The sequence below is a fragment of the Burkholderia puraquae genome (assembly GCF_002099195.1).
GTDB lineage: Bacteria > Pseudomonadota > Gammaproteobacteria > Burkholderiales > Burkholderiaceae > Burkholderia > Burkholderia puraquae.
Map to the genome: position 1 here is coordinate 290528 of NZ_NBYX01000004.1, position 22518 is coordinate 313045.

Consider the following 22518-nt stretch of genomic DNA (forward strand, 5'->3'; position numbering starts at 1 on the left):
CGCCGCAAATCACCGCGGCGTACCGGCTCGCTTCATTTCAGCGCGGGGTTCTGCTGCGTCGCACAGGCGCGCAGTGCCGTGACGAGATCGGTCTTGCCGAGCTTCTCGAACAGATCGGCTATCTCCATCTGCGCGACCGGATCGCCTTCGCGCGCCGCGCGCCAGCGCAGCGACGCGATCATCCCGTTCATGCCCTCGCCGGGCGTTTCCCCGTCGTAGCCCGACATCGCCTGCAAGACATCCGCGAGCTTGTTGTAGCCGGCCGGCACGTGATGAACGAGCAGCCATGCAATCGCCGGCTGCGCGCCTTCCCAATCCTCGTCGTCGAGCGAACTGCTCGCCAGGCGCGCGGCCGCACGCCACGAACCGAGCGACGCGGCCTTCGCGTACGCCTTGTCGGCTTCGCGGCCGCGCGGCGACGGCGCCGCGTCGAACGCAGCCTGGGCTTCGGCCGACGGCGGCGGCAACGCGAGCGTCGGGCATTGGAACGCGCCTGCATCGGGTGCGTTGCCGGGCAGGCCCGCCCAGCGCACCTGATCCTTCAATGCGCGATCGAGCGTGGGCCGCACGTCGCTTTCCTTCATCGACGCGAATACCCAATCGGTACGGACATGGCGCGCGGCGTCCCAGTCGCTTTCGGCGACGGCCTGTTGCGCGAATGCGAGACAGGCGGCGAGAAAGCCGATCCGGAACATCGTGGGGGCACGGGATTTCATCGTGGAGTCCGGCCTCAACTCGCCACGATGATGAATGTGGTGATCGCGATCGGGAGCAGCGCGAGACCGAGCAGGCCCAGTGCGCCGTCCGCCGCCATCGCGATCGGCGACAACGCCAGCTTGGCGCCGCGGCCGACAGCCGTCAGCTTGTCCGTCACCCTGACCTCATACGGACGATTGAATGCCTGCGGAACCGACGCAGGCGTGACGTCGTTCGGCAGATAGCGCTTGCCGCTGATCTTGCCTTCCGACTCCAGGTAGGCACCGTCCTTCTTGAAACCGTCCGCGAGCGCGCGCTCGCGCACATCGGAGCCGGTCGGCGCATCCGAGTAGTCCAGCCTCATCGTGTACTGACCGGTGATCTCGTCGCCGTGCGCCTCGAAATCGTTGAACGCCGTATGAATCTTAGGGCGATAGGGCGCGTTGAGCACCGTCGCAAGGCTCGGTGGCATCTCGAAGATGTAGTGATACTTCTTGCCGAGCACGACGAGTTGCTTGCCGTCCGCGGTAATCAGGAAGGTCGACAAGGTTTCGTCGTATTTCGAATCCTTCATCCACGCCTTGGTGACGGGACCGAAATTGGCGCAGCCGGCGAGCATGCCGGACGCTGCCACGGCGGGCAGCGCGAGAAACGTTCTTCTTTTCATGAGTGCTGGTTGGATGTTGTTCGTTATTCAGCGGAACCGCTTGAATGTCGGGCGCTGCGTTCGATGAACGCGGCACCGTGACGGCCGATCATGCGGTTTCTTCGCCTGCGCATTGTAGGGCCAAAACGGCAAACGCAGTATCCCCCGGCAAATGCTCGGCTACCTACCTGCCGGCCGCGCAGTTCAGCGGGCAGGTGGTCGGCCCGGTGATCGGCGGGCAGATCGGCGTCGCGCTGGGGCTGCATTCGGTGTTCTTCATGACGGGTGCGCTGCTGGCGGCCTGCGCGGGGCTCGCGCATTGGGCGCGCGGCCGATACCGGCTGGCCGGCGGATCGCGGGCTGGCGTAGGATGGGCGCAGTTGCGGGCACCGCGCAGGAGAACGACGGCAACGCTCGCCTTCGCCGCGCGGTGCGATTGCCGTCGTGGCAGGCACCGCACCGCACGGCTGCCCATCGCTTTCGACATGGCTTTCACGTGACCGGTCGCGCGCAACGCACGACAAGCGCGCACCGATCCGAACCCGACCCACGCGCTTCGGCCCGCATGCGGCCGAAGCATTTCGATGACGGATCTTGCAGGAGGCAAGCGACATGAATCAATCCCCCGACAAGCGGACGCTGTTGCGCACGCTTGGCATCCGCGCCCCGATCGTCCAGGCGCCGATGGCCGGCGTCAGCACGCCGGCGCTGGCGGCCGCCGTGTCGAATGCGGGCGGGCTCGGCTCGCTCGGCGTGGGCGCGACGAACGCCGACGGCGCCCGCAAGATGATCCGCGACACGCGCGCGCTCACCGACCGGCCGTTCAACATCAACGTGTTCTGCCACCAGCCGGCGCACGCCGACGCGGCCGTCGAACATGCGTGGCTCGAATGGCTCGCGCCGGTGTTCCGCGAATACGGCGCGACGCCGCCCGCATCGCTGTCGGAGATCTATACGAGCTTCATTGCCGACGACGCGATGCAGGCGCTGCTCGTCGAAGAAAAACCGGCCGTCGTGAGCTTCCATTTCGGGCTGCCGTCCGCGGACGTGATCACCGCACTGAAGCGCGCGGGCATCACGCTGTTCGCGGCCGCGACGAACCTCGACGAGGCACGGCAGATCGCCGCCGCCGGCATCGACGCGATCGTCGCGCAGGGCATCGAAGCGGGCGGGCACCGCGGCGTATTCGATTCGACCGCGCATGACGATCGCCTCGGCACGTTCGCGCTCACGCGCCTGATCGTGCGCGAGTGCGCGCTGCCGGTGATCGCCGCCGGCGGCATCATGGACGGCGAGGGCATCGCCGCCGCGCTCGCGCTCGGCGCGCAGGCCGCCCAGCTCGGCACCGCGTTCGTCGCATGCCCGGAGACGTCGATCGACGACGGTTATCGCCGCGCCATTCTTGGCGATGCCGCCCGCCGCACGACGTTCACGGCCGCGATTTCCGGCCGCATCGCACGCGGCATTGCGAACCGGCTGACCGCGCTCGGCGACGACCCGCACGCGCCGGCCACGCCCGCATACCCGATCGCGTACGACGCCGGCAAGGCGCTGCATGCGGCCGCGAAGGCGAAGGGGGAATTCGGCTACGGCGCGCAGTGGGCCGGGCAGGCGGCACCGCTCGTGCGGCCGCTGCCGGCTGCCGAGCTGTTCGCCGCGCTCGAGCGCGAAACGCGGGCGGCGATCGAGCGGATGCAGCACGTGCTGGATTGACCGGAAGATCCGCGGGCGGCGAGCCGCAGGTACGCGTCGGCGATCGGTGAACGCGTCCCGGTTGCCGCACCGATACTTTGCCGTCCGCCGTCGATTTGCAATGTTCTGTATCTGCACGAACCACGGATACATCGCGATACAACGCAGCGTCGGGCGTCCGCTATAAAGCAGGCATGACCGCTTCCGGAGTCCATCATGTCTGCAACCTGGTACAAAGGGTCCTGCCATTGCGGGGTCGTCAAATTCGAAGTCAGAACGGCCGTTACGCCGGCGACGCGCTGCAACTGCAGCATGTGCCGCCGGCGCGGCGCGCTGATGAGCCCGATGTTCGCCGCAAGCGAACTGAAGATCGTCGAGGGCGAGGGCGCGCTGACGTGCTACCAATTCAACACGCGCACGGCCCGTCACTATTTCTGCAGCCATTGCGGCATCTATCCGTTCCATCAGACACGCAAGGACCCCGCATGCTGGCGCGTCAATCTCGGGTGTCTCGACGGTGTCGATCCGTATGCGCTCGACGCGACGGTCGCCGACGGCGCGAGCCTCTCGGTCGTGGAGGACGCATGAAACGCTGGCTGATGATCCTGCTGTTTGCCGCAGGCGGGCTCGCGACCGAAATCGCGCATCCGGTGCAATGCACGCTGCTGTCGGTCAGCCGCACGCAGGCCGGCAAACGCCGCAGGGCGGACTGACGGCGCGCCGGTTCATCGAGACCGATTATCATGCTTCCGATAAGATCGCACGCGATATATAATGCGTCTATCTGCGACCGTTCGCGTCGCTGGAGGAAGTCCATGAAACCGACCGAAGCCCCATCCGCCGCTGCGCCGAAGCTGTCCGAGTTCCTGTGCTTTGCGATTTACTCGACGAACCTCGCGTTCGGCAAGGCGTACAAGCCGATCCTCGAAGAGCTCGGCCTCACGTATACGCAATACATCACGATCATTGCGCTGTGGGAGCAGGACAACCAGACGGTCGGCCAGCTCGGCGAGAAGCTGTTCCTCGAATCCAATACGCTGACGCCGATCCTGAAGAAGCTCGAGGCGATGGGCTACCTGGAGCGGCACCGCGATCCGTCGGACGAACGCCAGGTGCTCGTCAGCCTGACGAAGAGCGGCCGCCGTGTGCGCGAGAAGGGGCTCGACATGAATCTGGTCGAAGCCACCGGGTTGAAGCCGGATGAATTCGCGAAGATGCAGAAGGCGATCGTCACGCTGCGCGGCAACCTGATCCGGTCGACCGACGAATAAACGCACGCACCACCGGCGGCCGGCACGAGCATCGCGCCGGCCGCGTCGTCATGCGTGCGCGTCGCCCAGCACCAGCAGGTGCATCTCGCGACGAACGACGAAGCCGAGTGCGAGATAGCGCTCGATCGCGACCTGGTTCGACGTGAGGACGTGGAGGAAAGGTGTGTCCGCGCGCGCATCGATCTCCGCAATCAACGATCGAATCAGACGCGCCGCAAGCCCTTGCCGCCGGAACGCGGCATCCACGCAGACGGCGCTGATCTCGGTATGCCCGTCGACCTGCATCCGCTCGCCGGCCATCGCGGCCAGCCTGCCTTCGCTGCGGATGCCGATGTAATGGCCGAGTTCGTAGGTGCGCGGGCCGAACGGGCCGGGCTGCGCGGCCGTGGTCAGCGCGAGCATCTCCGGCACGTCGGCTTCGGCGAGCGTGACGTGGCGCGATTCAGGTACCGGTGCCGGGTCGAGCGTCCCTTGCCAGACCATCTGCAACAGGTTCGCGCGCCGGATCACGGACAATCCCTCCGGCAGCTCGATCTCGTCCGGCGTGACCAGCGCCGCCGGCCCGTGCGCGGCGATCAGTGCGTGCAACGCGTCGAACGATGGCGCGCTCGTGTCCTCGATCGCGGCGAACGGCGCGATGGCCGCCGGAAACCGCCAGGCGCGGTCGTTGCCGAGCGCAAAGCGGCGCTGCCTGCCCGTCAGCGCGTTCCACACCACATGGTCGAGCGGGTGCGCACTGCCTGTCGCGTTTCCGGTCGTTGCATCGGACATCGGCTGCTCCTCGATTGACGGTTTCGATTGCACAGCATAGACCGGGATCGGACGGGAAGGGCGCGCCGCCTTCACGGCACGTCCGGCCGTAGCCCGCGCGACCGCCGCCACCGCTGCGGATCCACCCATATCGGGAACGACAGGATCACCGCCAGCCCGTTCCCCGATCCCGGCCGTCACCTCGACCGGCCCGCCGCGACACTCGGCGATTCGAACGCGCTCGGGTATGGGTACCGGTTCGGGCTGCCGCGGCTGCTGTCTCTTCTTGCGTACTCGCTGGCCGCAAGAGCCGGCAGCCACATCGACGCTCTGCGCTATCGAATCCCAAACTGACGCAAGCACGTCGTGCATGTCAACCTGCAACGCAGCTTTCGGCCGAAGGTCGACGAGGAACGCGCGTGCTCGCACGCCCCCGTTTGCCACACGTTGCCCGGATTTTCGGACGCTTCCGGCGCGCCATGCTCAATGACCGAAGTAGATCGAGCGCCCGGCCGTGCGAACCGCGCTGCGGCCGCCCGACTGCGTCGCACCGCCGGCGTCGCTGCCGTAACCGGACGCCTGCGACTCGACCGCAACGGCAACCGCATCGTTGTCGTGGACCCGGCGCAGCGCAGCCTGGAGATTGTCCGGATAGTTCGGGTCGTTGGGCCGGTTCGGCAGGTAGCCGGCCTGCTGCAGCGCGGCCAGTTCCGCACGCACCTGCGCACGCGTCACGGTGGCTTCGCTGGCGAACGCCGGTGCGGCAACAGCGGCCGAAACAGCGACGAGAAGGGCGGCGATCAGTCGGGTATTCATCATTCACCTCAAAAAAAGAGCAGGAATCGGGTATTCGGCAAGGCGGCGCCAGGCCGCCTGATGCAACGTTCAAGCGATACGGATGTCGACGTCGATGTTGCCGCGCGTCGCCTTCGAATACGGGCAGGTCTGGTGCGCGGCATCGACGATGCGCTGCGCGACGTCGCGATCGAGCCCCGGCACGCTCACGTTCAGACGGGCTTGCAGGAAGTACGCGTTGCCGGCGGTGCCGAGATCCACTTCGGCGTCGACTGCCAGATCGGCCGGCAGCGTCACCTTCGCGGCACGCGCCGCAAGCTGCATCGCGCCGATGAAGCAGGCCGACCAGCCGGCCGCGAACAGTTGTTCCGGATTGGTTCCGGTGCCGGCGCTGCCCGGCGACGACAACTGGATGTCGAGGCGGCAGTCGGAACTGCGGGCCGTGCCGTCGCGGCCGCCCGAAGTCGTATGCGTCTTGCCGGTGTACAGCACTTTTTCGATCTTGCTCATCATTTGCTCCGTCAGTTGGCTGGTTTGTCTCAGATGCGATTCGATCGCATGCGATGAAGTTTCGTCGAGACGACCGCTCACGTAAAGCGCATTCGATTATATCGCATGCGATATTTTGTATTCCAATGTATCTGGAACGCGTACGGCTTCGCCGGACAAGGCTTTCCGGCGATCCAACCCTGATATTCGAGGTGCACGAATTCGGGCAGGGCGGGCGAAAACGGCCCCGGAAATGGCTGGCTGCCCCGCGGGGCGGCCGATTGGTCACGCCGGGTCGATCTCGGCGATCTCGGCGATCTCGGCGATCTCGGCGATCACGACGATCACGACGAGGATCACGGCCGGCGTGCTAGATCCGTCGGACATACCGCTCTGAAACGACTGAGCGTTGCTGGATCCATGCAACGGCAAGCTCCAGCGCTTCATCGCGTGCCTCCTGGGCGTTGGCGAAGTCTCCATCGACGCCGAGCGTGCGTGTTTCGCCGGCCCGGTCGGTAACGATGGCCGCTGCTGCATAGCGGCCCTTTCCGGTGGCGGTTACCACCGGCCGGACCTCGCAGCCGTGATACTCCATGACGTTGTCCGTTTGCATACGACACCTCCTGAAGCGCGTTGCGCCCGAAGCGAGCCGTCACGCAAAGAAGCGCCCGCGAACCTGTGTCGTCGAGACACACCGCGGTGATGGCGCGTACCGTCTGGTATCAGCCCGCCACGGGATTTTTCCGTGCTTGCCCTAGCCGATATCGATCGTGCGACTCGCGCTCTGCGCCGGCTCCGATTTCGGCACGGTCAACGTGAGTACACCGTTGTCGAACTTTGCCAACGTATGGTCGGGATCGGCGTTTTCCGGCATCGGGATCGTGCGCATGAAGCTTCCATGGGCGCGCTCCAGCCGGTAGCAGCCGCTTTCCTCGCTGCGCACATCCTGCTTTTTCTCTCCGCGCAGCACGATTGCCCCATCCTCGACGCTCACCTTCAGGTCTTCGCGCTCCATCCCGGGCAGTTCGACCGTCACGCGTAGCACCGGCCCTTCATCGACGACGTCGATGCGCGGCTGGAAGCGCGATGAACTGAAGTCGCCAAACCATCGTTCGAGCGCGCCACGGCCCGCAAACGGGTCATGAAAGAAGTCCTCCACTGCGCGCCATGGTTCACGTGAGAACAGCCGCGGCATGTCAGGCCACGAGGCCCGCCACGGTTCGCTTGCCGGCGGGCTTTCCTGGCCTTCCGCATCCGACTTGCGGGCCGCTCCGCGAAGGAACTTGAAGGGGTTCCACTTTTTCAGATCGGTGTTCATAGCGTCCTCCGATTCAGCTTCAATCTGTTGCGAGCGTGGCCGCCAGACCATCAGGTAGCGGGCACGCCCTGAGCGCCGACTGCTCCCGGCACGCCGCGATCGATCAGTGTCATCGCGCACTCGATCGCGTCGCGCTGTGCTTCGGCAGCGCTCGTCCCGCGTTCGCTGAAGCACGGCAGCTGCCGGTCGGCCAACACCTCACCGCTCCGTTCGATCCGCACAATGGCGATGTGGCCGTCCGGAGCGGACACGCGTGCCACGATCTGGCGCACGGGGATCGTGCGGACGTGGATGCGTGTCCTTTCCAAGACGCCAGCGTCATATCAGGCCTCGGGCTCCCTGTTCCTGTTTCGCGGCAACGGAGACGCTCGCGCTGCCACCTGCCGCTGCTGGCGCGTCAGTTGGTCTTGATTTCGATGCGTCGTGGGCGCGCCTCGTCGCGGCGCGGGATTGTCAGCTTCAGCACCCCGTCCTGGAGGCTCGCCTCGATCTTTGACGTATCGAAGTCTGGTGACAGCGTGAACGTTCGGGCGAAGTGCGGTTGGCGGACCTCGGCATGCTGCAGCCGCAGATTTTCCGGCGTTGGCACCACCGCCTCGGCCTCGATCGAGAGGCTGCTGTCGTGAACCTTGACGTCCAGCTTGTCCTTCGTCACGCCGGGAAGATCTGCCCACAACGTGACGCCCTGGCTGTCCTCGTATATGTCGACGGCCGGGGTGAGCGTGATTCGGCGCGTGGCCTGTTCAGTGTCTCGACGTGCTACGCCGGACTGGTCGCGTTCAGCCAGTTGGGTCATGTCGGTCATGATCGGCTCCTCAGGTTACTGGACAGTAATGGCGCGTGGCTTGGACGACTCGCGCTTGCCGACACTGATCGACAGGCAGCCATTTTCGTAGCGCGCCTGGACCTTGTCGGGATCAGCGGTGTCGGGCAGCTCGATGACGCGCCGGAAGGTGCCGACAAAGCGCTCCTGCGCATAGGTGCGCGTCTCGCTTCCAGCCTCGGGCTGTGTCGATTTGCGTTCGCCGCTGATGGTCAGCAGGCCCTTGTCGATCGATACGTCGAGTTCGGTGGCGTTGATGCCCGGGGCGAATGCGACGATCTCGATCGACTCGTTAGTCGCACCGATGTTGATCTGAGGAAAGGCGCCGAGCCGGCCGGCGCGGATGCTGGACGGGAAACCGCCGAAGAGCTGGGCCATCTGCTGCTGCAGGCGGTCGAACTCGCCGAAGAGGTCGGTTCCGAAGTAAAGATCGCTCACGATCGTATCCTCCTTGGGTACAGCCGGGAGGCGAACGGGCCTACGCGCTCCAGTTCGCCTGCCAGACTGTTGGCAAACAAATCGAAACACGCAGCGCGCGGAATGAAGCGACCCGCGCGTCTGCCTGAGCGAAACCTAAGATAGGAACTCTGCGGAAAATTTCAAGGGGCGACAGCCGTTTTTTTGCACTTGAAATTTTTGCGCCGGATCCTATCATCGCGGCGAATCGGGACTGCGTTACGGAGGACCCCATGGAATTCGACACGGACTGGCTCACGCTTGGCAGGCATCGTATCCGGCTGCGCTCGACGAAGGGCTTTCCGACCGAGACGATGCGCACCGTCGCAGAGGTCGTCCGGCTCGCGATCGACAACAACATGAGCGCGCGGGCGCGACTCGTCGAGGTCGTCTGCCGGCAAGAAAAGACCTACGACGTGCTGGTCGGTACGACGATGGCGGAGGACAAGGTTTGTGCACCGCAACTTGAAGCCGCGGTGGCGGTTGTGCTGGGCCTGTTGCCTGACCAGATCAACTTCACGGTCACCCCCGTCACGCAAAAGGAGGTCGATCTGCACTTTGGCGTGTACGAGCGGATGCTGTCGGAGAAGCTGGGTACGACACCGCCGATCCGATGATCGATCGGTTCGGCGCCGCGCCGTGCGGGCGGCACCGGTTCCCGCCTCCTGCCATGCGGGCGTGGGGCGGGCACGGCGGCGCCGGTCGCGGAATGGGAGCACCATCGTGAAAGTATGTTCATATGGACTACTCGCTGCGGCCACCCTGGCCGCGGGCGCCTTGCCCGCAGCGGTGGTGGCTGTTGCGCCGCTGCCGCGGGCATTGCCGGTACGGCAGGACATCTGGATCACCGGCACGATCCAGCGGGGCAACGGGCAGTTCGCTCCGGGGGACTATACGACGATCCAGCTGGATCGCCCGGCCGCGTCACCGTGCAGCGACAAGGTCGTGACCGACATCCTGCTCGGTCAGACCGGCACCACCGAACACTTACTGCTGTTGCCCTATCTGAACCAGCGGGTCGCCGTGAGAGGGCGCATCACCTGCCCGGACTCCGGGATCCAGTTTGCACCGGTGCCGGACTTCGTGTTTCCAATCTACTGATCCGACGGGAGCGCTTCGAAGGCGCATGCACGACCGTGCGCGGCATCCGTTTTCTGCGCGGTTCCGGTCCGCCCGCTCGGGCGGATGTCGTCGCGGTCGCCCGCGATGGCCAACAGTACATCGAGGCCCTCGACTTTTTCGCGCCGGTTTTTATATTTTGCGTTGCCAGCCCGTCTTGCGATGACGGGCAAACGGCATATGCCCGTGGTGTGCGCCGCTCGTGTCGCGTTCGCGTCGGTGCCGTAATGGGGCCGCTCAGATTAGCGCAAGAGAAATCAGACGTTACTGCTCGAGATCGTAAAAATGATGCGACTATCCGGATAACTTTTCTTATCACAACACTACGATTTTAAATCTAAACTCGCCGCTTCGAAAACGCACCTGATGCCCAAAGTCCGGGCCGCCTCCATGCGTCTCACCGTCGATTCGAGGGCAGGGAAGCGAGCGCACGTTGCGCGCGCTCTCAATCCGCCACGTTGATCCGTGCCCGCAGCACGGTCAACACGTCGGCCGTCGTGCGAGCGACACCCTGCGAAGTCGTATCGACGAGCGCATGCGCGCATTCGCGATACAGCGGGTCGCGCATGCGGTACAACGCGGCGAGCGTTTGCCGCGGGTCGGCCACCTGCAGCAACGGCCGGCGCGTGTCGTCGCGCGTGCGGCGCCACAGCGCATCCGGATCCGCATGCAGGTAGATCACGCAGCCGCGCTCGCGCAAGCGCGCGCGGCTGCGCGGATTCAGTACCGCGCCCCCGCCGGTCGCCACGACGACGTTCGGGCGCTGCGTCAGTTCGTCGAGGATTTGCGTTTCGAGCAGACGAAAGCCGCCTTCGCCGACCCTGTCGAACAGCACCGCGACCGAGCGGCCGGTGCGCCGCTCGATCTCTTCGTCGCCATCGGCAAACGTCCAGCCGAGCGATGCCGCGAGCGCGCGGCCGAGCGTCGATTTGCCCGCACCCATCATGCCGACCAGGAACGCGCGGGCGGGCAGGGCGCGCGCATCGGCCGCCGCGACGACTGCGCTCATAGCCGCCGCGCGAGCGGCCAGCCGGCCCGCGTCGCCGCACAGATTCGCCGCGCGCGTACCGCGTCCGACAGCGTGTCGAGCGCGGCGCCGGTGGCTGCGTCGTCGGCGTCGAGCAGTGCGCCGAGCACCTGCCCGTCCGGATTGCCGCCCGCGATGTGGTCGGCCGCATCCGCCGCGATGGCTTGCGGCGTGCGCACGGTCGCCGCATCGCGCTCGGGCCGCCGCCACCCGTTGCGCAGGTCGCGCCACCGCATGACCAGGCCGCAGAACAGCCCACCGCCCGGCACGGCTGCGTCGTCACGCGGCGGCGCCGTGTCGCCGGGCGTCGCGCACTGTGTGACCCAGCTCGCGAACTCGAGCAGCGACGCGTCGTGAGCGAGCGTCGCCGCGTCGAGCGCGACGGTCACGCCGGCATCCCGCAACCGGCCGAGCAGCGGCCGCACGCCGTCGTGCACGCCACCGCACGGCTGCAGCAGCACCTCGAGTTCGTCCTCGTGGCGGCTGACGAGCGCACGGTGCCGCTCGAGCGCGGCCGGCTCGAGCAACGCCTGCGCGGCATGCCGGACGATGACGATCGCGCGATCGTCGCGGCGCTCGACGATTGCCCCGATCCGGCGCCGGGCGCGCGCCACCACGGCGCTCACGTGTCGCTCCCGGAATGGCGCGCGCGCATCACAGCGAACCCTGGAATTCGAGCACGCGTGCCTTGAACTCGTCGGGTACGGCCTGCGTCGTGTTGTTCGCGTAATCGAACATCACGTGCGTCGACATCCCGCGCGCGACGATGGTCTGGTCATCGCGCTCCATCAGGTGTTCGAGATCGAAGCTCTTGCTGCCGAAACGCACGATGCTCGACCGGATCGTCAGGTTGTCGCCGAATTGCGCTGGTGCGAGGTACTCGCACTGCGTCTTCACCATGATGTGCGGCAGCTTCTCGCTCCGCGGCAGGCCGAGGAGATCGAACATGTAGCAGAGGTACGAATGCTGCAGATAGTCGTAATAGACGGGACTGCTCACATGCCCCATCGAATCCGTATCGCGATACTTGACGTGAATGGGCGTTTCGTAATGGCGTTTCGACATGGTGATTCTCCGCAATGACTGGTTCATTTATATATTTGATCCTGATTGGCCTGTCAGGAATTTGAAAATTAATCGAACCCCTATCGGGACGCCACTATCAGAACGAATAGCGAACGGCTGCGGAAGGTCACTCGCGCTACTGTCACAACCCGGAACTTTGCTCCGGAATTCGCTATTGGAAATCGAATTTCCAGCCCGCACGGCATCCCAAAAACAGGCAAGACCCATACCTTAATTTCCGACGGCCTCGCTTATTTCTGTCATTCATAAGGTTATGAATTAAAAACTGGCAACTATGTTAGTTGCGCACGGAAAGAGCCATTCCATACAGTCGCGTTGTAGTAAAAAATCCCCCGAATTATCGACAGGAGGGCAGTCCCCATGCATGAAAATACCTGGACGACGGACCGTGACGCCGTGCTGCACCTGCCGTCCCCCGCGGATCTGGCCGGCGCGCTGCAGCCTGCGTTGCGCGCGTCGCGCACGGTTCATACGGCTCGCCGCGCGATCGTCGACGTGCTGAACGGCAAGGACGACCGTCTCGTGGTCATCGCCGGCCCGTGCTCGGTGCACGACCCGGCCGCGGCGCGCGACTATGCGGCGCGGCTCGCGCTGCAACGCGCGCGATTCGCGGACGAGCTGGAAATCGTGATGCGCGTGTACTTCGAGAAGCCGCGCACGACGGTCGGCTGGAAAGGGCTCATCAACGACCCGCAGCTGGACGGCAGCGAACGGATCGATGCGGGGCTGCAGATGGCCCGCGCGCTGCTGTGCGACATCAACGGGGCGGAGATGCCGGCGGCGACCGAGTTTCTCGATCCGCTGTCGCCGCGCTACCTGGCCGACCTCGTCGCATGGGGTGCAATCGGCGCCCGCACCGTGGAATCGCAGGTGCATCGCGAGCTGGCGTCGTCGCTGCCGATCCCGATCGGCTTCAAGAACGGCACCGACGGCAACGTCCAGGTGGCCGTCGATGCGATGTGTGCGGCCGCGCGAGCGCATCGCTTCCTGTCGGTCGATGCGGGCGGCCGGTTATGCGCGACGGCATCGTCCGGCAATCCGCATACGCACGTCGTACTGCGCGGCGGGCGCGAACCGAATTTCGACGCGGCCGCCGTGAATGCCGCCTGCGAACGCATGGCGGCCGCGCACTGCGCACCGCGCGTGATGATCGACGTCAGCCACGGCAACAGCCGCCGCCAGTTCCGCAATCAACTGGGCGTCGGCACGGCCGTCGCCACGCAGGTCGCGGCCGGCGATACGCGCATCGTCGGCGTGCTGATCGAGTCGAACCTGATCGAAGGGCGCCAGGATCTCGTGCCCGGCATGCCGCTGCGCTACGGGCAGAGCATCACCGACGCGTGCCTGTCGTTTGCCGATACCACGCAACTGCTCGAGACGCTCGCGTACGCGGTTCGTGCGCGGCGGCGAGGCCATGCGCCGGCGCCGGACATCGAATTCACGCACGAACCGCTGCTCGCGTGCTGCGCGTGAGCGGCCCGGCGCAGCACGGTCAGATTTCGGCTTCGTCATAGATCCGCGTCGCGTCGCCGGCCCAGGCGTCGCGATAGCGGGCGAGCCAGTGCTCGGCCTGGGTCGGCGCACCGGCGACGATCTCGTCGAGCGGCGCGAGATAGATGGATTCGTCGCGGCCGGCTGCATCCCGGCGCGCCCGCGCGCGCAGGCCGCGATGCGCAATCGCCAGCGCATCGGCCGCGAACGCGCGCAACGGGCGGCCGTCGGCCGACGCGCCGAGCCCGAAACGCGGCACGTCGCGCCGCAAGGTCAGCAACGCGCCGCGGTCGATCGCGGCGGCCAGCGTCTCGGCCTCCGACAGCGCGGCCGGATCGTACAGCAGGCCGGTCCAGAACGCGGATAGCGCAACCATCATCGCGGGCGAGCCCGCATCGGCGCCGCGCATCTCGAGATAGCGTTTCAGCCGCACTTCGGTGAAGACCGTCGTCAGATGGTCCGTGAAATCGCCGAGCGTCGGCGTGTCGCCCTCGAGATGCGGAACGCGGCGTCGCATGAAATCGCGGAACGTCCATCCGGTCGCATCCGCGTAGCGATCGCCGCGCCGCACGAAATACATCGGCACGTTGTCGAGCAGCCAGCTCACGTAGCGCTCGAAACCGAAGCTGCGCGACAGGAACAGCGCAGGCGCCCCGCAGCGATCCTCGTCGGTGTCGAGCCACGTGTGTGCACGCGTCGACAGCAGGCCGGTCGGCCGGCCTTCGGAGAACGGCGAATTCGCGAACAGCGCGGTTGCAACCGGCTGCAGCGCGAGCGATACGCGCAGCTTGCGCGCCATGTCGCTTTCCGACGCGAAATCGAGGTTGACCTGAACGGTACAGGTGCGCTGCATCATGTCGAGCCCGCGCGTCCCGACGCGCGGCATATAGCGCTGCATGATCCCGTAGCGCTGCTTCGGCATCCACGGCAGCGCCGCACGCGCAAGGTGAGGGTGAAAACCCAGCGGCGCGCAGCGCAGTCCGAGCGGGTCGCACGCGTCGCGGGCCGCGGCGAGGTGCGCATGCAGTTCGGCGTGCGTGTCGTGCAGCGTATCGAGCGGCGCGCCCGACAGTTCGAGCTGGCCGGCCGGCTCGAGCGAGATCGCGGCGCCGTCGCGCTGGATCACGCCGACGGTCCGTCCGGCATCGACGATCGGCGTGCCATCGCCTTGCAGCCGCGCAAGCACCGCGGCGATCCCTGACGGCCCGTCGTAAGGCGCAGCGGCGTGCGTCGCACGCGCGACGACGAACTTCTCGTGCTCGGTTCCGATCCGGAACTGCGCGGCCGGCTTGCAGCCGGCGGCCAGATGATCGACGAGCTGCTGCTCGGAGACGATCGGCGTGTGGTCCGACCCAACGGCATTCGACATCGACACCCTCCACAAGTCACATTGAGCGACCGACCGGCCGGTCGCACGGCGACTATAGCGATGTCGATGCGGGCGCTGTACTGGCAGGGGTGATAGGTGCGGGGCTGTCCTACGGCTGCTTGCGCTTCGCGAAGTAATGCGCGGGCGAATCGCCGAACGCGCGGCGAAACATCGCGATGAAATTGCTCGGCGTCGCGTAGCCCAGCGCGTCGGCGATGTTGGCGATGCTGTCGCCGTTCGCGAGACGTTCGAGCGCATGCGTCAGGCGCGCCTGCTGACGCCATTGCGCGAAGCTCGTGCCGGTTTCCGCGACGAACAGGCGGCTCAGCGTGCGGGCGGACAGCCCGGCCCATTCGGCCCACGCTTCGAGCGTGCGGCTGTCGTGCGGCTGCCCGAGGATCGCGTTGGCGATGCGCAGCAGCCGCCGGTCGCGCGGCATCGGCAGGTGCAGCGGTTCGTGCGGTGCACGGCGCATCTCGTCGAGCAGCACGATGCTGATGCGCGCCTGCTCGATGTCGAGCCGGTCCTGGTCGGCCCACGACACCGCGCGCCGCACGAGCGCGCGCATCAGCTCGGTGATTGCGATCACGCACGGCTGGCCCGGCATCCGCCGGCTCGCCGCCGGTGCGATCACGACACTCCAGCCGCTCAACGCACCGCTGATGCTGACCTTGTGCTGCTCGCCCGGCGGAATCCAGCCCGCGCGATGCGGCGGCAACAGCCACGAACCGTGCGGCGTGCGCACGTGCGCGAACCCGCTTTCCACGCAGAACACCTGGCCGCGCAGATGGCTGTGCCAGTCGACCTCGCGAGTGCCGAGCCGGTACGTGTTGCTGCCGTCGTCCTCGCCCCAGACGGCGATCAGCGACGGGCCGTCCTCACGTTCGCTCGGATCGGCGTCGGCGCGCTGGGCGGTACGCGGTGGAGAAATGTCTCGGATGGGCATGGCCGGAATTCATTATTTTTTGTCTAAACAACATTATCAGCTTTATCCGGGGGCGTCCAACAATGCATATCGTGTTCAATCCGATACGAAGCAGAGGAATGCGATGCATGCAGCACTTGCTCCCTGGGCACGCGATGCCGGCGCACTGCGCGTCATGTCGCGAATCGCCGTCGCCGCGGCGCTCGTCGTGCTCGGCGCATGCGCGAGCCGCGACGGGCTCGCGCCGGCCGGCACGCTGCGCGGCGCCGATACGCTTGCCGCATCGCGCAGCCTCGCGCAGGTGCCGGCCGCCGACTGGCCGGCTGCCGACTGGTGGCGCGCGCTGAACGATGCGCAACTGAGCGCGCTGATCGACGAGGCACTCGCCGGCAACCCCGATCTCGCGACCGCCGATGCGCGCGCACGCGAAGCGCAGGCGCTGGTGATCGAGGCGCAGGCCGCACGGCTGCCGCACCTCGTCGGCCGGGCGAGCGCGAAGGCCGAGCGGCTGTCCGGCACCCAGTTTTCTTCGGGCGAGGGCGGCGGCTTCTTCAGCCACACGCGCGAGATCAATCTCGGCCTGAGCTGGGACCTCGATCTGTGGGGCGGCCGCCGTGCCGCGTGGGAAGCCGCACTCGGCGAAGCGCGTGCCGCGCGCATCGATGCGCAGGCTGCACGCGTGCTGCTGTCGGTCAACGTCGCACGCGCCTACGTGAATCTCGCGTACGCATTCGATCAGCAGGACGTCGCGCAGGCCGAATACGAGCGCGCCGACGAAGCGCTCACGCTCACGCGCCAGCGCGTCACGAAAGGCATCGACAACGTTGCGCAACAGCGCCAGGCGGAAAGCGAAGTCGCGGCCGCCACGCGCGAGCAGGCACGCACGGCGCAGGCGATCGACAGCGCGCGCATCGCGCTGGCGATCCTGCTCGGCGCGGGCCCCGATCGCGGCCTCGCGCTCGTGCGGCCCGCGCCGCTGCCGGCCGCCGCGCTCGCGGTGCCGGCCGACCTGCCGGCCGCGCTGCTCGGCCGGCGCGCCGACCTCGTCGCCGCGCGCTGGCGAGTCGAGGCGGCCAGCCGCAACGTCGCGGCCGCCCGTGCGGATTTCCTGCCCAACGTCAGTCTCACCGCGCTGATCGGGCTCGCAACGCGCGGCGGCGCCTCGTTGTTCCAGGCCGCGTCGCGCACCTACAACGCCAGCCCGGCCGTAAGCCTGCCGATCTTCGACGGCGGCGAACGGCGCGGCGTGCTGCGCAGGCGCGACGCGCAATACGACCTCGCGGTCGCCGGCTACAACAAGACGCTGATCGGTGCGATCGGCGAGGTGGCCGACGACCTGCACCGGCTGCATTCGCTTGCCGTGCAGACCGATGCGCAGCAGCGTGCATTCGACTCCGCGACCGACGCGTGGCGGCTCGCGGACGCGCGCTACCGGGCCGGCGTCGGCAGCTACCTCGACGCGCTCGTCGTGCGCCAGCAACTGCTGATCGCGAGCCGCGAGGTCGCCGTGCTGCGCGCGCAGCGCGCGGACCAGTCGCTGCAGCTCGTCGCCGCGCTCGGCGGCGGCTTTCGCGCCGAGCCGGACGACGTCGCGCTCGCCGCCACTCCTTCCCAACGTCCTTGATATCGAACCATGAGCAGCGACAACTCCCTGCAGACTCCCGCGCGGCCGGCCGCCGCCGATCCCGCCAGCGCCCGCCAGCAGCCGGCGGCCGACCACACCGCTGCGCCGCGCGCGCCAGGCGGGCCGGACGCCCGCACGCAACCGGCGCCGGGCGGCGCCGCGCCCGCGACGCCGCCACCGCCCGCGCGGCGCAAGCATCTGGTGCGCGCGCTCGTCGCCGTGTTCGCGCTCGGCATCATCGGCTGGGGCATCTGGTACGTGATCGTCGGACGCTGGTACGAATCCACCGACAACGCGTACGCGCAAGGCAACGTCGTCGAGCTGACGCCGCAGGTAACGGGCACCGTCGTGTCGATCGACGCGGACGACGGCAATCTCGTCCGCGCCGGCACGCCGCTCGTCCGTCTCGACCCGAGCGATGCGCAGATCACGCTCGCGACCGCGCAGGCCGATCTCGCCGCAACGGTCCGCAAGGTGCGCGGCCTGTACAGCAACGAGCGCGGGCTGGCGAACAGCATCGACGGCGCACGCGCCGAACTCGACACGCGACGCACCGCGCTCGACAAGGCGAAGGCCGACTACAGCCGTCGCGAGGATCTCGGCCGCTCCGGCGCGATTTCACGCGAGGAACTCGCGCATGCACGCGACACGCTGACGTCCGCGCAAAGCGCGTACGCGGCCGCGCAAAGCGCGCTCGCGACGTTGAGCGAGCAGCACCAGACAAGCAAGGCGCTGATCGACGACACCGCAGTCGCCTCGCACCCGGACGTGCAGGCCGCAGCCGAACGGCTGCGGGCCGCCTACCTCGCGCATGCCCGCACCGACGTCGTCACGCCCGTCACCGGCTATGTCGCGAAGCGGACGGTACAGGTCGGGCAGCGCGTGTCGCCCGGCGTGCCGCTGCTGGCGGTCGTGCCGTTGCGCGAGCTGTGGGTCGACGCGAACTTCACCGAGAAGCAGCTCGAACACATGCGTATCGGGCAGCCGGTCGAACTGACCGCCGACCTGTACGGCGACGCGGTGCGCTATACCGGCCGCGTGCAGAGCCTCGGCGTCGGCACCGGCAGCGCGTTCTCGCTGCTGCCCGCACAGAACGCAACGGGCAACTGGATCAAGATCGTGCAGCGGCTGCCGGTCCGCATCGAACTGACGGATCCGGCGCAGCTCGACGCGCATCCGCTGCGCATCGGCCTGTCGATGCACGCACGCGTCGACCAGCACGACCGCAGCGGCGCGATGCTGTCGCATCGCGAGCAGCGCGCGCCGGTATTCCGCACCGACGTGTACCGTGACGAGCTCGCGCGTGCCGACAGCCTGATCGCCGATGTCATCCATGCGAACCTGCCGGCGGCAGTGCGTGCGGAGGCGGTGCGATGAGCGGCCCGATGGCGGCCGCCGACAGCGGCTTTCGTCCGTCGAGTGTCGGGCTGACGACCTTCGGCCTCGCGCTCGCGGTTTTCATGCAGGTGCTCGACGGCACCGTCGCGAACGTGTCGTTGCCGACCATCGCCGGCAACTTCGGCGTGAGCACGACGCAGAGCGCGTGGGTCGTGACGACGTTCTCGGTCAGCAATGCGATCGCGCTGCCGCTGACCGGGTTTCTCGTCAAGCGCATCGGGCAGGTGCGGCTGTTCGTGTGGGCGACGCTCGCGTTCACGTTCGCGTCGCTCCTGTGCGGCCTTGCGCAAAACCTGCCGCAGCTCGTCGCGTTCCGCGCGCTGCAGGGCCTGGTGGCCGGGCCGATGATCCCGACCACGCAGGCACTGATGTTGTCGATCTACCCGCCGCAGCGGCGCGGCTTCGCGCTGTCGATGATCGCGATGGTCACCGTCGTCGCGCCGATCGCGGGGCCTGTGTTCGGCGGCTGGGTCACCGAGCATTACTCGTGGCGCTGGGCGTTCCTGATCAATCTGCCGATCGGCGTATTCGCCGCGATGTGCGTGTTCGCGCAAATGCGTGCACGCGTCGAGACGACCGTTGCCGCACGCGTCGACTATGTCGGCCTCGCCGCGCTGATCGTCGGCGTCGGTGCGCTTCAGATCGTGCTCGACAAGGGCAACGAAGCCGACTGGTTCAACTCGACGTTCATCGTCGTGATGTCGGTGGTCGCCGCGTTCGGCATCGCGCTGTTCCTGATCTGGGAGCTCAACGAGCCGAATCCGATCGTGAACCTGCGGCTCTTCGCGCATCGCAACTTCGCGGCCGGCACACTGACGCTCGTGCTCGCGTATTCGGCGTTCTTCGCGGTCAACGTGATCGTGCCGCAGTGGCTGCAGCGCACGCTCGGCTACACGTCGTTCTGGGCCGGGCTCGCCGTCGCACCGATGGGCGTGATCCCGGTGCTGATGACGCCGTTCATGGGCAAGTACGCGCCGCGCTTCAACATGCGCGTGCTCGTGTGCTGCGCATTCGCGATCCTCGGCACGTCGTCGTTCCTGCGCGCGGGCTTCGTGCCCGACATCGACTTCACGCATATCGCGCTGATCCAGCTGCTGCAGGGCCTCGGCCTCGCGCTGTTCATCATGCCGATCAACAGCATCCTGCTGTCCGACCTGAAGCCGGACGAGATCGCCGCCGGCTCCGGCCTGTCCACTTTCCTGCGCACGCTCGGCGCGAGCTTCGCCGTGTCGATCACGTCGTTCCTGTGGGACCGGCGCGCGATCCTGCACCACGCGCAGCTCAGCGAGCACGTGAGCGCGTTCGATCCGGCCGTGCGGGCCGAAGTCGCGCGGCTCGGCGGCGGCGATCCGCAACGCGCGGCGACGCTGCTGGGCAACCTGGTCGACGCGCAGGCGTACCAGATCTCGTTCAACGACGTTTCGTTCGCGCTCGGCTGCGTGTATCTCGCCGTGATCGCGGTGGTCTGGCTCGCCCGTCCGCCGTTCGGCCCCGGCGCCGCCGCGAAACGATGATGCGGGTGCTGCGCGGCCCGTTCCGACCCATGCTGTTCAATTCGATGGAGATTGACCCGATGCCTACCCACCACGCTGGCGCCATGCCGCCCGACCTGGCGGCGCTCGCCGTGTTCGACGTCACGGAATTTCCGTTCGTCGTCGTGCGCAACGACGCGATCGCGTCCACCGGCTACGCGCAGCGCTGGCTCGACGACATGCACGCGCTGATGCGGCACGGCGAGCCGTTTGTCATGATCTTTCCGCCGGCTCGCCCGGACGAAGCGCACGACGACCGCAAGGAACGCGGCATGTGGCTCAAGCAGAACCGCGCCGCGCTCGCCGCCGTCTGCCGTGCGCTCATCACGATCGAACCGGACCCAACCGAGCGTGAAGCGGCCATCGCGAACGCGTCCGGCATCGAAAAGGCGTTCGGCATTCCGTTCGACGTGACGGCTTCGCTCGACGACGCGAAGCAGGCCGGCCGGCGACGCCTGGCTGAGGCGGTCTAGCGCGGCCCGTTCGCGCGCAACGTCTCGAACCGGTTGCGCAAGTCCGCCTGAATGCAGATTCCAACTAAATGAACGGGGTGGCTTGTATGAATGGACTGGAATGTTTGAAATGGTTGGTACCCGGCGACACGGACGCGTCATGGCAGAGAATGACCGACGCGGCCGCCGGAATGGGGTTCGACAAGGTCGTGCTGATCGTGTTGCCGTTTACCGGCGCGTCGTTCGATCTCGCGCGCAAATGGAGCAGCGGTGTGCCCGGCTGGACGGCGTTGTATCGGCAACGCCAGTTCGACCGCGTCGATCCGATGCTGCGGCATTGCTTCCGTTCGGCGCTGCCGCTCGTCTGGGACGACGCACTGTTCGCGCTGCCGGAGCAGCGGCCGTGTTACGAAGCGGCGGCCGCGTACGGCATGCGCAGCGGCGTCGTGCTACCGGTGCGCGGCGCGAAGGGGGAGGTCGGCATGCTGTTGTGCGCGAGCACGGACGAGCTTGCCGCCACGCGCGAGCACTGCGACCGTCATCTCGCGGCGCTGACGCTGCTGCGCGACGTCGCGTGCGAAGCGATCGCCGGCACACGTTGCCATGCGCCACCCGACAGCGTGCCGCGGCTCAGCCGGCGGGAAGTCGAATGCCTGCGCTGGCACGCGGCCGGCAAGACGTCGTGGGAAATCGGCCACATCCTGAACGTGACCGAGTCGTGCATCAATTTCCACTTCATGAACATCCGCCGCAAGTTCAACGTGTCACGTCGGCATGAAGCCGTGCTGCGTGCAGTCGAGTGGGGGTTGATCAGCATCTCCGACGTGACGGTGCCGACCTGATGCGGGTGCATCGTCGAGCCAGCGGTCGAGAAACGCGCTGAGCCACGCGGCCGTCGCGCGGTCGTGCCGCCGGCCTTCGCGTGCCTGCGTCGCGAGGTCCTGCGCACCGGGCGCCGACAGCTTGTGCGCGGCGGCCGTGCTCCAGCGACGCATCATCGGATAGCTCACTTCCGGATGGAACTGGACGCCATACGCGCGCGGCCCGTAGCGGACGGCCTGGTTCTCGAAGTGCTCGCCGGTCGCGAGGATCTCGAGCCCGGCGACACGCTCGAAGCCCTCGCGATGCCACTGGTAGACATGCGACGGCCACGACCCGAGCCGCCGGCCGGCGGGCGTCGCGGCGATCGGCCAATAGCCGATTTCCGCGCGTCCGTCCCGATGCGCGCTCACGCGGCCGCCCAGGTGGCGGATCATCATCTGCGCACCGAGGCAGACACCGAGAAAGGGCGCGGCCTCGCGCAGCGGCACGCCGATCCAGTCGATCTCGTCCTGAATCCAGCGCTCGCCGTCGTTGGCGCTCATCGGGCCGCCGAACACCACGGCGCCCGCATGGTCGGCCAGCGTCGCCGGCAACGGATCGCCGAGCGGTGGGCGGCGAATGTCGAGCGGATGGCCGCGGGCGGCAAGCAGCCGGCCGATCCGGCCAGGGCTCGACTGTTCGCGATGCAGGACGATCAGGATCGGACGAAGGGCGGAGTGCGTCATGTCGTGTCGATA

28 protein-coding genes and 1 pseudogene are annotated in these 22518 nt (G+C 67.2%); 13 read left to right on the top strand and 16 right to left on the bottom strand.

What is annotated here, in order from left to right; translation table 11 throughout:
- Positions 1–32: 32 nt before the first annotated feature.
- Together B7G54_RS10685 and B7G54_RS10690 are read right to left on the bottom strand one after the other, a co-directional pair.
- Positions 33–716, bottom strand: coding sequence for a hypothetical protein (locus tag B7G54_RS10685; RefSeq protein ID WP_085039068.1), 684 nt, complete (start codon positions 714–716; stop codon positions 33–35).
- 14 nt (positions 717–730) lie between these two features.
- Entirely contained in the window at positions 731–1363 is a 633-nt protein-coding gene (locus B7G54_RS10690; RefSeq protein WP_085039069.1) for a 5-formyltetrahydrofolate cyclo-ligase, read from the bottom strand.
- A 164-nt stretch (positions 1364–1527) separates the two neighbouring features.
- On the opposite strand from B7G54_RS10690, the pseudogene B7G54_RS38070 reads away from it, so the two are divergent.
- The 5 genes and pseudogenes from B7G54_RS38070 to B7G54_RS10710 all read left to right on the top strand — a co-directional run.
- Positions 1528–1677 (top strand): annotated as a pseudogene (locus B7G54_RS38070) (MFS transporter); the annotation flags it as partial.
- 277 nt (positions 1678–1954) lie between these two features.
- A complete protein-coding gene (locus tag B7G54_RS10700) occupies positions 1955–3055 on the top strand; it encodes an NAD(P)H-dependent flavin oxidoreductase (RefSeq protein ID WP_085039071.1) in 1101 nt (366 codons plus the stop codon).
- A gap of 195 nt (positions 3056–3250) precedes the next feature.
- Entirely contained in the window at positions 3251–3622 is a 372-nt protein-coding gene (locus tag B7G54_RS10705; RefSeq protein ID WP_085039072.1) for a GFA family protein, read from the top strand.
- On the top strand, positions 3619–3747 hold the full coding sequence (locus B7G54_RS39985) for a hypothetical protein (protein WP_279628065.1): 129 nt from the start codon (positions 3619–3621) through the stop codon (positions 3745–3747). Before B7G54_RS10705 ends, B7G54_RS39985 begins: the two co-directional genes overlap by 4 nt.
- Positions 3748–3849: 102 nt before the next feature.
- Positions 3850–4305 (top strand): MarR family winged helix-turn-helix transcriptional regulator, encoded by a 456-nt coding sequence (locus B7G54_RS10710; RefSeq protein ID WP_085039073.1) that lies wholly within the window; start codon positions 3850–3852, stop codon positions 4303–4305.
- A gap of 48 nt (positions 4306–4353) precedes the next feature.
- On the opposite strand, the gene B7G54_RS10715 is transcribed toward B7G54_RS10710, so the two are convergent.
- The 8 genes from B7G54_RS10715 to B7G54_RS10750 all read right to left on the bottom strand — a co-directional run bounded on the left by B7G54_RS10715 (position 4354) and on the right by B7G54_RS10750 (position 8918).
- Complete coding sequence (locus tag B7G54_RS10715) at positions 4354–5076, bottom strand: GNAT family N-acetyltransferase (RefSeq protein ID WP_085039074.1); 723 nt, start codon at positions 5074–5076, stop codon at positions 4354–4356.
- Between the two features lie 462 nt (positions 5077–5538).
- Entirely contained in the window at positions 5539–5874 is a 336-nt protein-coding gene (locus B7G54_RS10720; protein ID WP_085039075.1) for a DUF4148 domain-containing protein, read from the bottom strand.
- 66 nt (positions 5875–5940) lie between these two features.
- Positions 5941–6360: an organic hydroperoxide resistance protein gene (locus B7G54_RS10725; RefSeq protein WP_085039200.1), complete on the bottom strand. Its 420-nt coding sequence runs from the start codon at positions 6358–6360 to the stop codon at positions 5941–5943.
- Between the two features lie 349 nt (positions 6361–6709).
- A complete protein-coding gene (locus B7G54_RS10730; RefSeq protein WP_085039076.1) occupies positions 6710–6952 on the bottom strand; it encodes a hypothetical protein in 243 nt (80 codons plus the stop codon).
- Between the two features lie 141 nt (positions 6953–7093).
- On the bottom strand, positions 7094–7657 hold the full coding sequence (locus B7G54_RS10735; RefSeq protein WP_085039077.1) for an Hsp20/alpha crystallin family protein: 564 nt from the start codon (positions 7655–7657) through the stop codon (positions 7094–7096).
- 50 nt (positions 7658–7707) lie between these two features.
- The gene (locus B7G54_RS10740) at positions 7708–7929 is read right to left on the bottom strand and encodes a hypothetical protein (RefSeq protein WP_244289319.1); all 222 of its coding nucleotides are present in this window, start codon (positions 7927–7929) and stop codon (positions 7708–7710) included.
- Between the two features lie 125 nt (positions 7930–8054).
- Positions 8055–8462, bottom strand: a complete 408-nt coding sequence (locus B7G54_RS10745) for an Hsp20/alpha crystallin family protein (protein ID WP_085039078.1) — start codon at positions 8460–8462, stop codon at positions 8055–8057.
- 15 nt (positions 8463–8477) lie between these two features.
- On the bottom strand, positions 8478–8918 hold the full coding sequence (locus B7G54_RS10750; protein WP_085039079.1) for an Hsp20/alpha crystallin family protein: 441 nt from the start codon (positions 8916–8918) through the stop codon (positions 8478–8480).
- A 251-nt stretch (positions 8919–9169) separates the two neighbouring features.
- Between B7G54_RS10750 and B7G54_RS10755 the strand changes: the two genes are divergently transcribed.
- Positions 9170–9553 carry a hypothetical protein gene (locus tag B7G54_RS10755; protein ID WP_085039080.1) on the top strand — a complete coding sequence of 128 codons (384 nt, stop codon included), beginning with the start codon at positions 9170–9172 and terminating at the stop codon, positions 9551–9553.
- Between the two features lie 106 nt (positions 9554–9659).
- On the top strand, positions 9660–10037 hold the full coding sequence (locus tag B7G54_RS10760; protein WP_244289320.1) for a hypothetical protein: 378 nt from the start codon (positions 9660–9662) through the stop codon (positions 10035–10037).
- A 463-nt stretch (positions 10038–10500) separates the two neighbouring features.
- Here B7G54_RS10760 and B7G54_RS10765 read toward each other — a convergent pair whose 3' ends face one another.
- Genes B7G54_RS10765 through B7G54_RS10775 form a run of 3 tightly spaced genes read right to left on the bottom strand, consistent with a single transcriptional unit; the run spans position 10501 to position 12147 of the window.
- Positions 10501–11064: a shikimate kinase gene (locus B7G54_RS10765; protein ID WP_085039081.1), complete on the bottom strand. Its 564-nt coding sequence runs from the start codon at positions 11062–11064 to the stop codon at positions 10501–10503.
- A complete protein-coding gene (locus tag B7G54_RS10770; RefSeq protein ID WP_085039082.1) occupies positions 11061–11708 on the bottom strand; it encodes a hypothetical protein in 648 nt (215 codons plus the stop codon). Before B7G54_RS10770 ends, B7G54_RS10765 begins: the two co-directional genes overlap by 4 nt.
- A gap of 28 nt (positions 11709–11736) precedes the next feature.
- Positions 11737–12147, bottom strand: coding sequence for an acyl-CoA thioesterase (locus B7G54_RS10775; protein ID WP_021159585.1), 411 nt, complete (start codon positions 12145–12147; stop codon positions 11737–11739).
- A gap of 381 nt (positions 12148–12528) precedes the next feature.
- On the opposite strand from B7G54_RS10775, the gene B7G54_RS10780 reads away from it, so the two are divergent.
- Positions 12529–13641, top strand: coding sequence for a 3-deoxy-7-phosphoheptulonate synthase (locus tag B7G54_RS10780; protein WP_085039083.1), 1113 nt, complete (start codon positions 12529–12531; stop codon positions 13639–13641).
- A gap of 19 nt (positions 13642–13660) precedes the next feature.
- On the opposite strand, the gene B7G54_RS10785 is transcribed toward B7G54_RS10780, so the two are convergent.
- Positions 13661–15028, bottom strand: coding sequence for a glutamate--cysteine ligase (locus tag B7G54_RS10785; RefSeq protein ID WP_085039084.1), 1368 nt, complete (start codon positions 15026–15028; stop codon positions 13661–13663).
- Positions 15029–15137: 109 nt separating this feature from the next.
- Entirely contained in the window at positions 15138–15974 is an 837-nt protein-coding gene (locus tag B7G54_RS10790) for an AraC family transcriptional regulator (RefSeq protein ID WP_085039085.1), read from the bottom strand.
- A 154-nt stretch (positions 15975–16128) separates the two neighbouring features.
- On the opposite strand from B7G54_RS10790, the gene B7G54_RS10795 reads away from it, so the two are divergent.
- The 5 genes from B7G54_RS10795 (at position 16129) to B7G54_RS10815 (ending at position 21801) form a co-directional block, all read left to right on the top strand.
- The gene (locus B7G54_RS10795; protein WP_244289321.1) at positions 16129–17577 is read left to right on the top strand and encodes an efflux transporter outer membrane subunit; all 1449 of its coding nucleotides are present in this window, start codon (positions 16129–16131) and stop codon (positions 17575–17577) included.
- Between the two features lie 9 nt (positions 17578–17586).
- On the top strand, positions 17587–18954 hold the full coding sequence (locus tag B7G54_RS10800; RefSeq protein WP_085039087.1) for an HlyD/EmrA/EmrK family protein: 1368 nt from the start codon (positions 17587–17589) through the stop codon (positions 18952–18954).
- On the top strand, positions 18951–20489 hold the full coding sequence (locus B7G54_RS10805) for a DHA2 family efflux MFS transporter permease subunit (protein WP_085039088.1): 1539 nt from the start codon (positions 18951–18953) through the stop codon (positions 20487–20489). Before B7G54_RS10800 ends, B7G54_RS10805 begins: the two co-directional genes overlap by 4 nt.
- Positions 20490–20548: 59 nt before the next feature.
- Positions 20549–20980 carry a hypothetical protein gene (locus tag B7G54_RS10810; RefSeq protein ID WP_085039202.1) on the top strand — a complete coding sequence of 144 codons (432 nt, stop codon included), beginning with the start codon at positions 20549–20551 and terminating at the stop codon, positions 20978–20980.
- Between the two features lie 86 nt (positions 20981–21066).
- Complete coding sequence (locus B7G54_RS10815) at positions 21067–21801, top strand: autoinducer binding domain-containing protein (protein WP_106408959.1); 735 nt, start codon at positions 21067–21069, stop codon at positions 21799–21801.
- Here the strand turns inward: B7G54_RS10815 and B7G54_RS10820 are convergent.
- The gene (locus B7G54_RS10820) at positions 21724–22506 is read right to left on the bottom strand and encodes a glutamine amidotransferase (protein ID WP_085039090.1); all 783 of its coding nucleotides are present in this window, start codon (positions 22504–22506) and stop codon (positions 21724–21726) included. The two genes, B7G54_RS10815 and B7G54_RS10820, sit on opposite strands and share 78 nt — an antisense overlap.
- Positions 22507–22518 lie beyond the last annotated feature (12 nt).

Coding starts and splice junctions, on each gene's coding strand:
- B7G54_RS10685 (WP_085039068.1), bottom strand. CDS start 716: ATGAAATCCCGTGCCCCCACGATGTTCCGGATCGGCTTTCTCGCCGCC.
- B7G54_RS10690 (WP_085039069.1), bottom strand. CDS start 1,363: ATGAAAAGAAGAACGTTTCTCGCGCTGCCCGCCGTGGCAGCGTCCGGC.
- B7G54_RS10700 (WP_085039071.1), top strand. CDS start 1,955: ATGAATCAATCCCCCGACAAGCGGACGCTGTTGCGCACGCTTGGCATC.
- B7G54_RS10705 (WP_085039072.1), top strand. CDS start 3,251: ATGTCTGCAACCTGGTACAAAGGGTCCTGCCATTGCGGGGTCGTCAAA.
- B7G54_RS39985 (WP_279628065.1), top strand. CDS start 3,619: ATGAAACGCTGGCTGATGATCCTGCTGTTTGCCGCAGGCGGGCTCGCG.
- B7G54_RS10710 (WP_085039073.1), top strand. CDS start 3,850: ATGAAACCGACCGAAGCCCCATCCGCCGCTGCGCCGAAGCTGTCCGAG.
- B7G54_RS10715 (WP_085039074.1), bottom strand. CDS start 5,076: ATGTCCGATGCAACGACCGGAAACGCGACAGGCAGTGCGCACCCGCTC.
- B7G54_RS10720 (WP_085039075.1), bottom strand. CDS start 5,874: ATGATGAATACCCGACTGATCGCCGCCCTTCTCGTCGCTGTTTCGGCC.
- B7G54_RS10725 (WP_085039200.1), bottom strand. CDS start 6,360: ATGAGCAAGATCGAAAAAGTGCTGTACACCGGCAAGACGCATACGACT.
- B7G54_RS10730 (WP_085039076.1), bottom strand. CDS start 6,952: ATGCAAACGGACAACGTCATGGAGTATCACGGCTGCGAGGTCCGGCCG.
- B7G54_RS10735 (WP_085039077.1), bottom strand. CDS start 7,657: ATGAACACCGATCTGAAAAAGTGGAACCCCTTCAAGTTCCTTCGCGGA.
- B7G54_RS10745 (WP_085039078.1), bottom strand. CDS start 8,462: ATGACCGACATGACCCAACTGGCTGAACGCGACCAGTCCGGCGTAGCA.
- B7G54_RS10755 (WP_085039080.1), top strand. CDS start 9,170: ATGGAATTCGACACGGACTGGCTCACGCTTGGCAGGCATCGTATCCGG.
- B7G54_RS10765 (WP_085039081.1), bottom strand. CDS start 11,064: ATGAGCGCAGTCGTCGCGGCGGCCGATGCGCGCGCCCTGCCCGCCCGC.
- B7G54_RS10775 (WP_021159585.1), bottom strand. CDS start 12,147: ATGTCGAAACGCCATTACGAAACGCCCATTCACGTCAAGTATCGCGAT.
- B7G54_RS10780 (WP_085039083.1), top strand. CDS start 12,529: ATGCATGAAAATACCTGGACGACGGACCGTGACGCCGTGCTGCACCTG.
- B7G54_RS10785 (WP_085039084.1), bottom strand. CDS start 15,028: ATGTCGAATGCCGTTGGGTCGGACCACACGCCGATCGTCTCCGAGCAG.
- B7G54_RS10790 (WP_085039085.1), bottom strand. CDS start 15,974: ATGCCCATCCGAGACATTTCTCCACCGCGTACCGCCCAGCGCGCCGAC.
- B7G54_RS10795 (WP_244289321.1), top strand. CDS start 16,129: ATGTCGCGAATCGCCGTCGCCGCGGCGCTCGTCGTGCTCGGCGCATGC.
- B7G54_RS10800 (WP_085039087.1), top strand. CDS start 17,587: ATGAGCAGCGACAACTCCCTGCAGACTCCCGCGCGGCCGGCCGCCGCC.
- B7G54_RS10805 (WP_085039088.1), top strand. CDS start 18,951: ATGAGCGGCCCGATGGCGGCCGCCGACAGCGGCTTTCGTCCGTCGAGT.
- B7G54_RS10810 (WP_085039202.1), top strand. CDS start 20,549: ATGCCTACCCACCACGCTGGCGCCATGCCGCCCGACCTGGCGGCGCTC.
- B7G54_RS10815 (WP_106408959.1), top strand. CDS start 21,067: ATGAATGGACTGGAATGTTTGAAATGGTTGGTACCCGGCGACACGGAC.
- B7G54_RS10820 (WP_085039090.1), bottom strand. CDS start 22,506: ATGACGCACTCCGCCCTTCGTCCGATCCTGATCGTCCTGCATCGCGAA.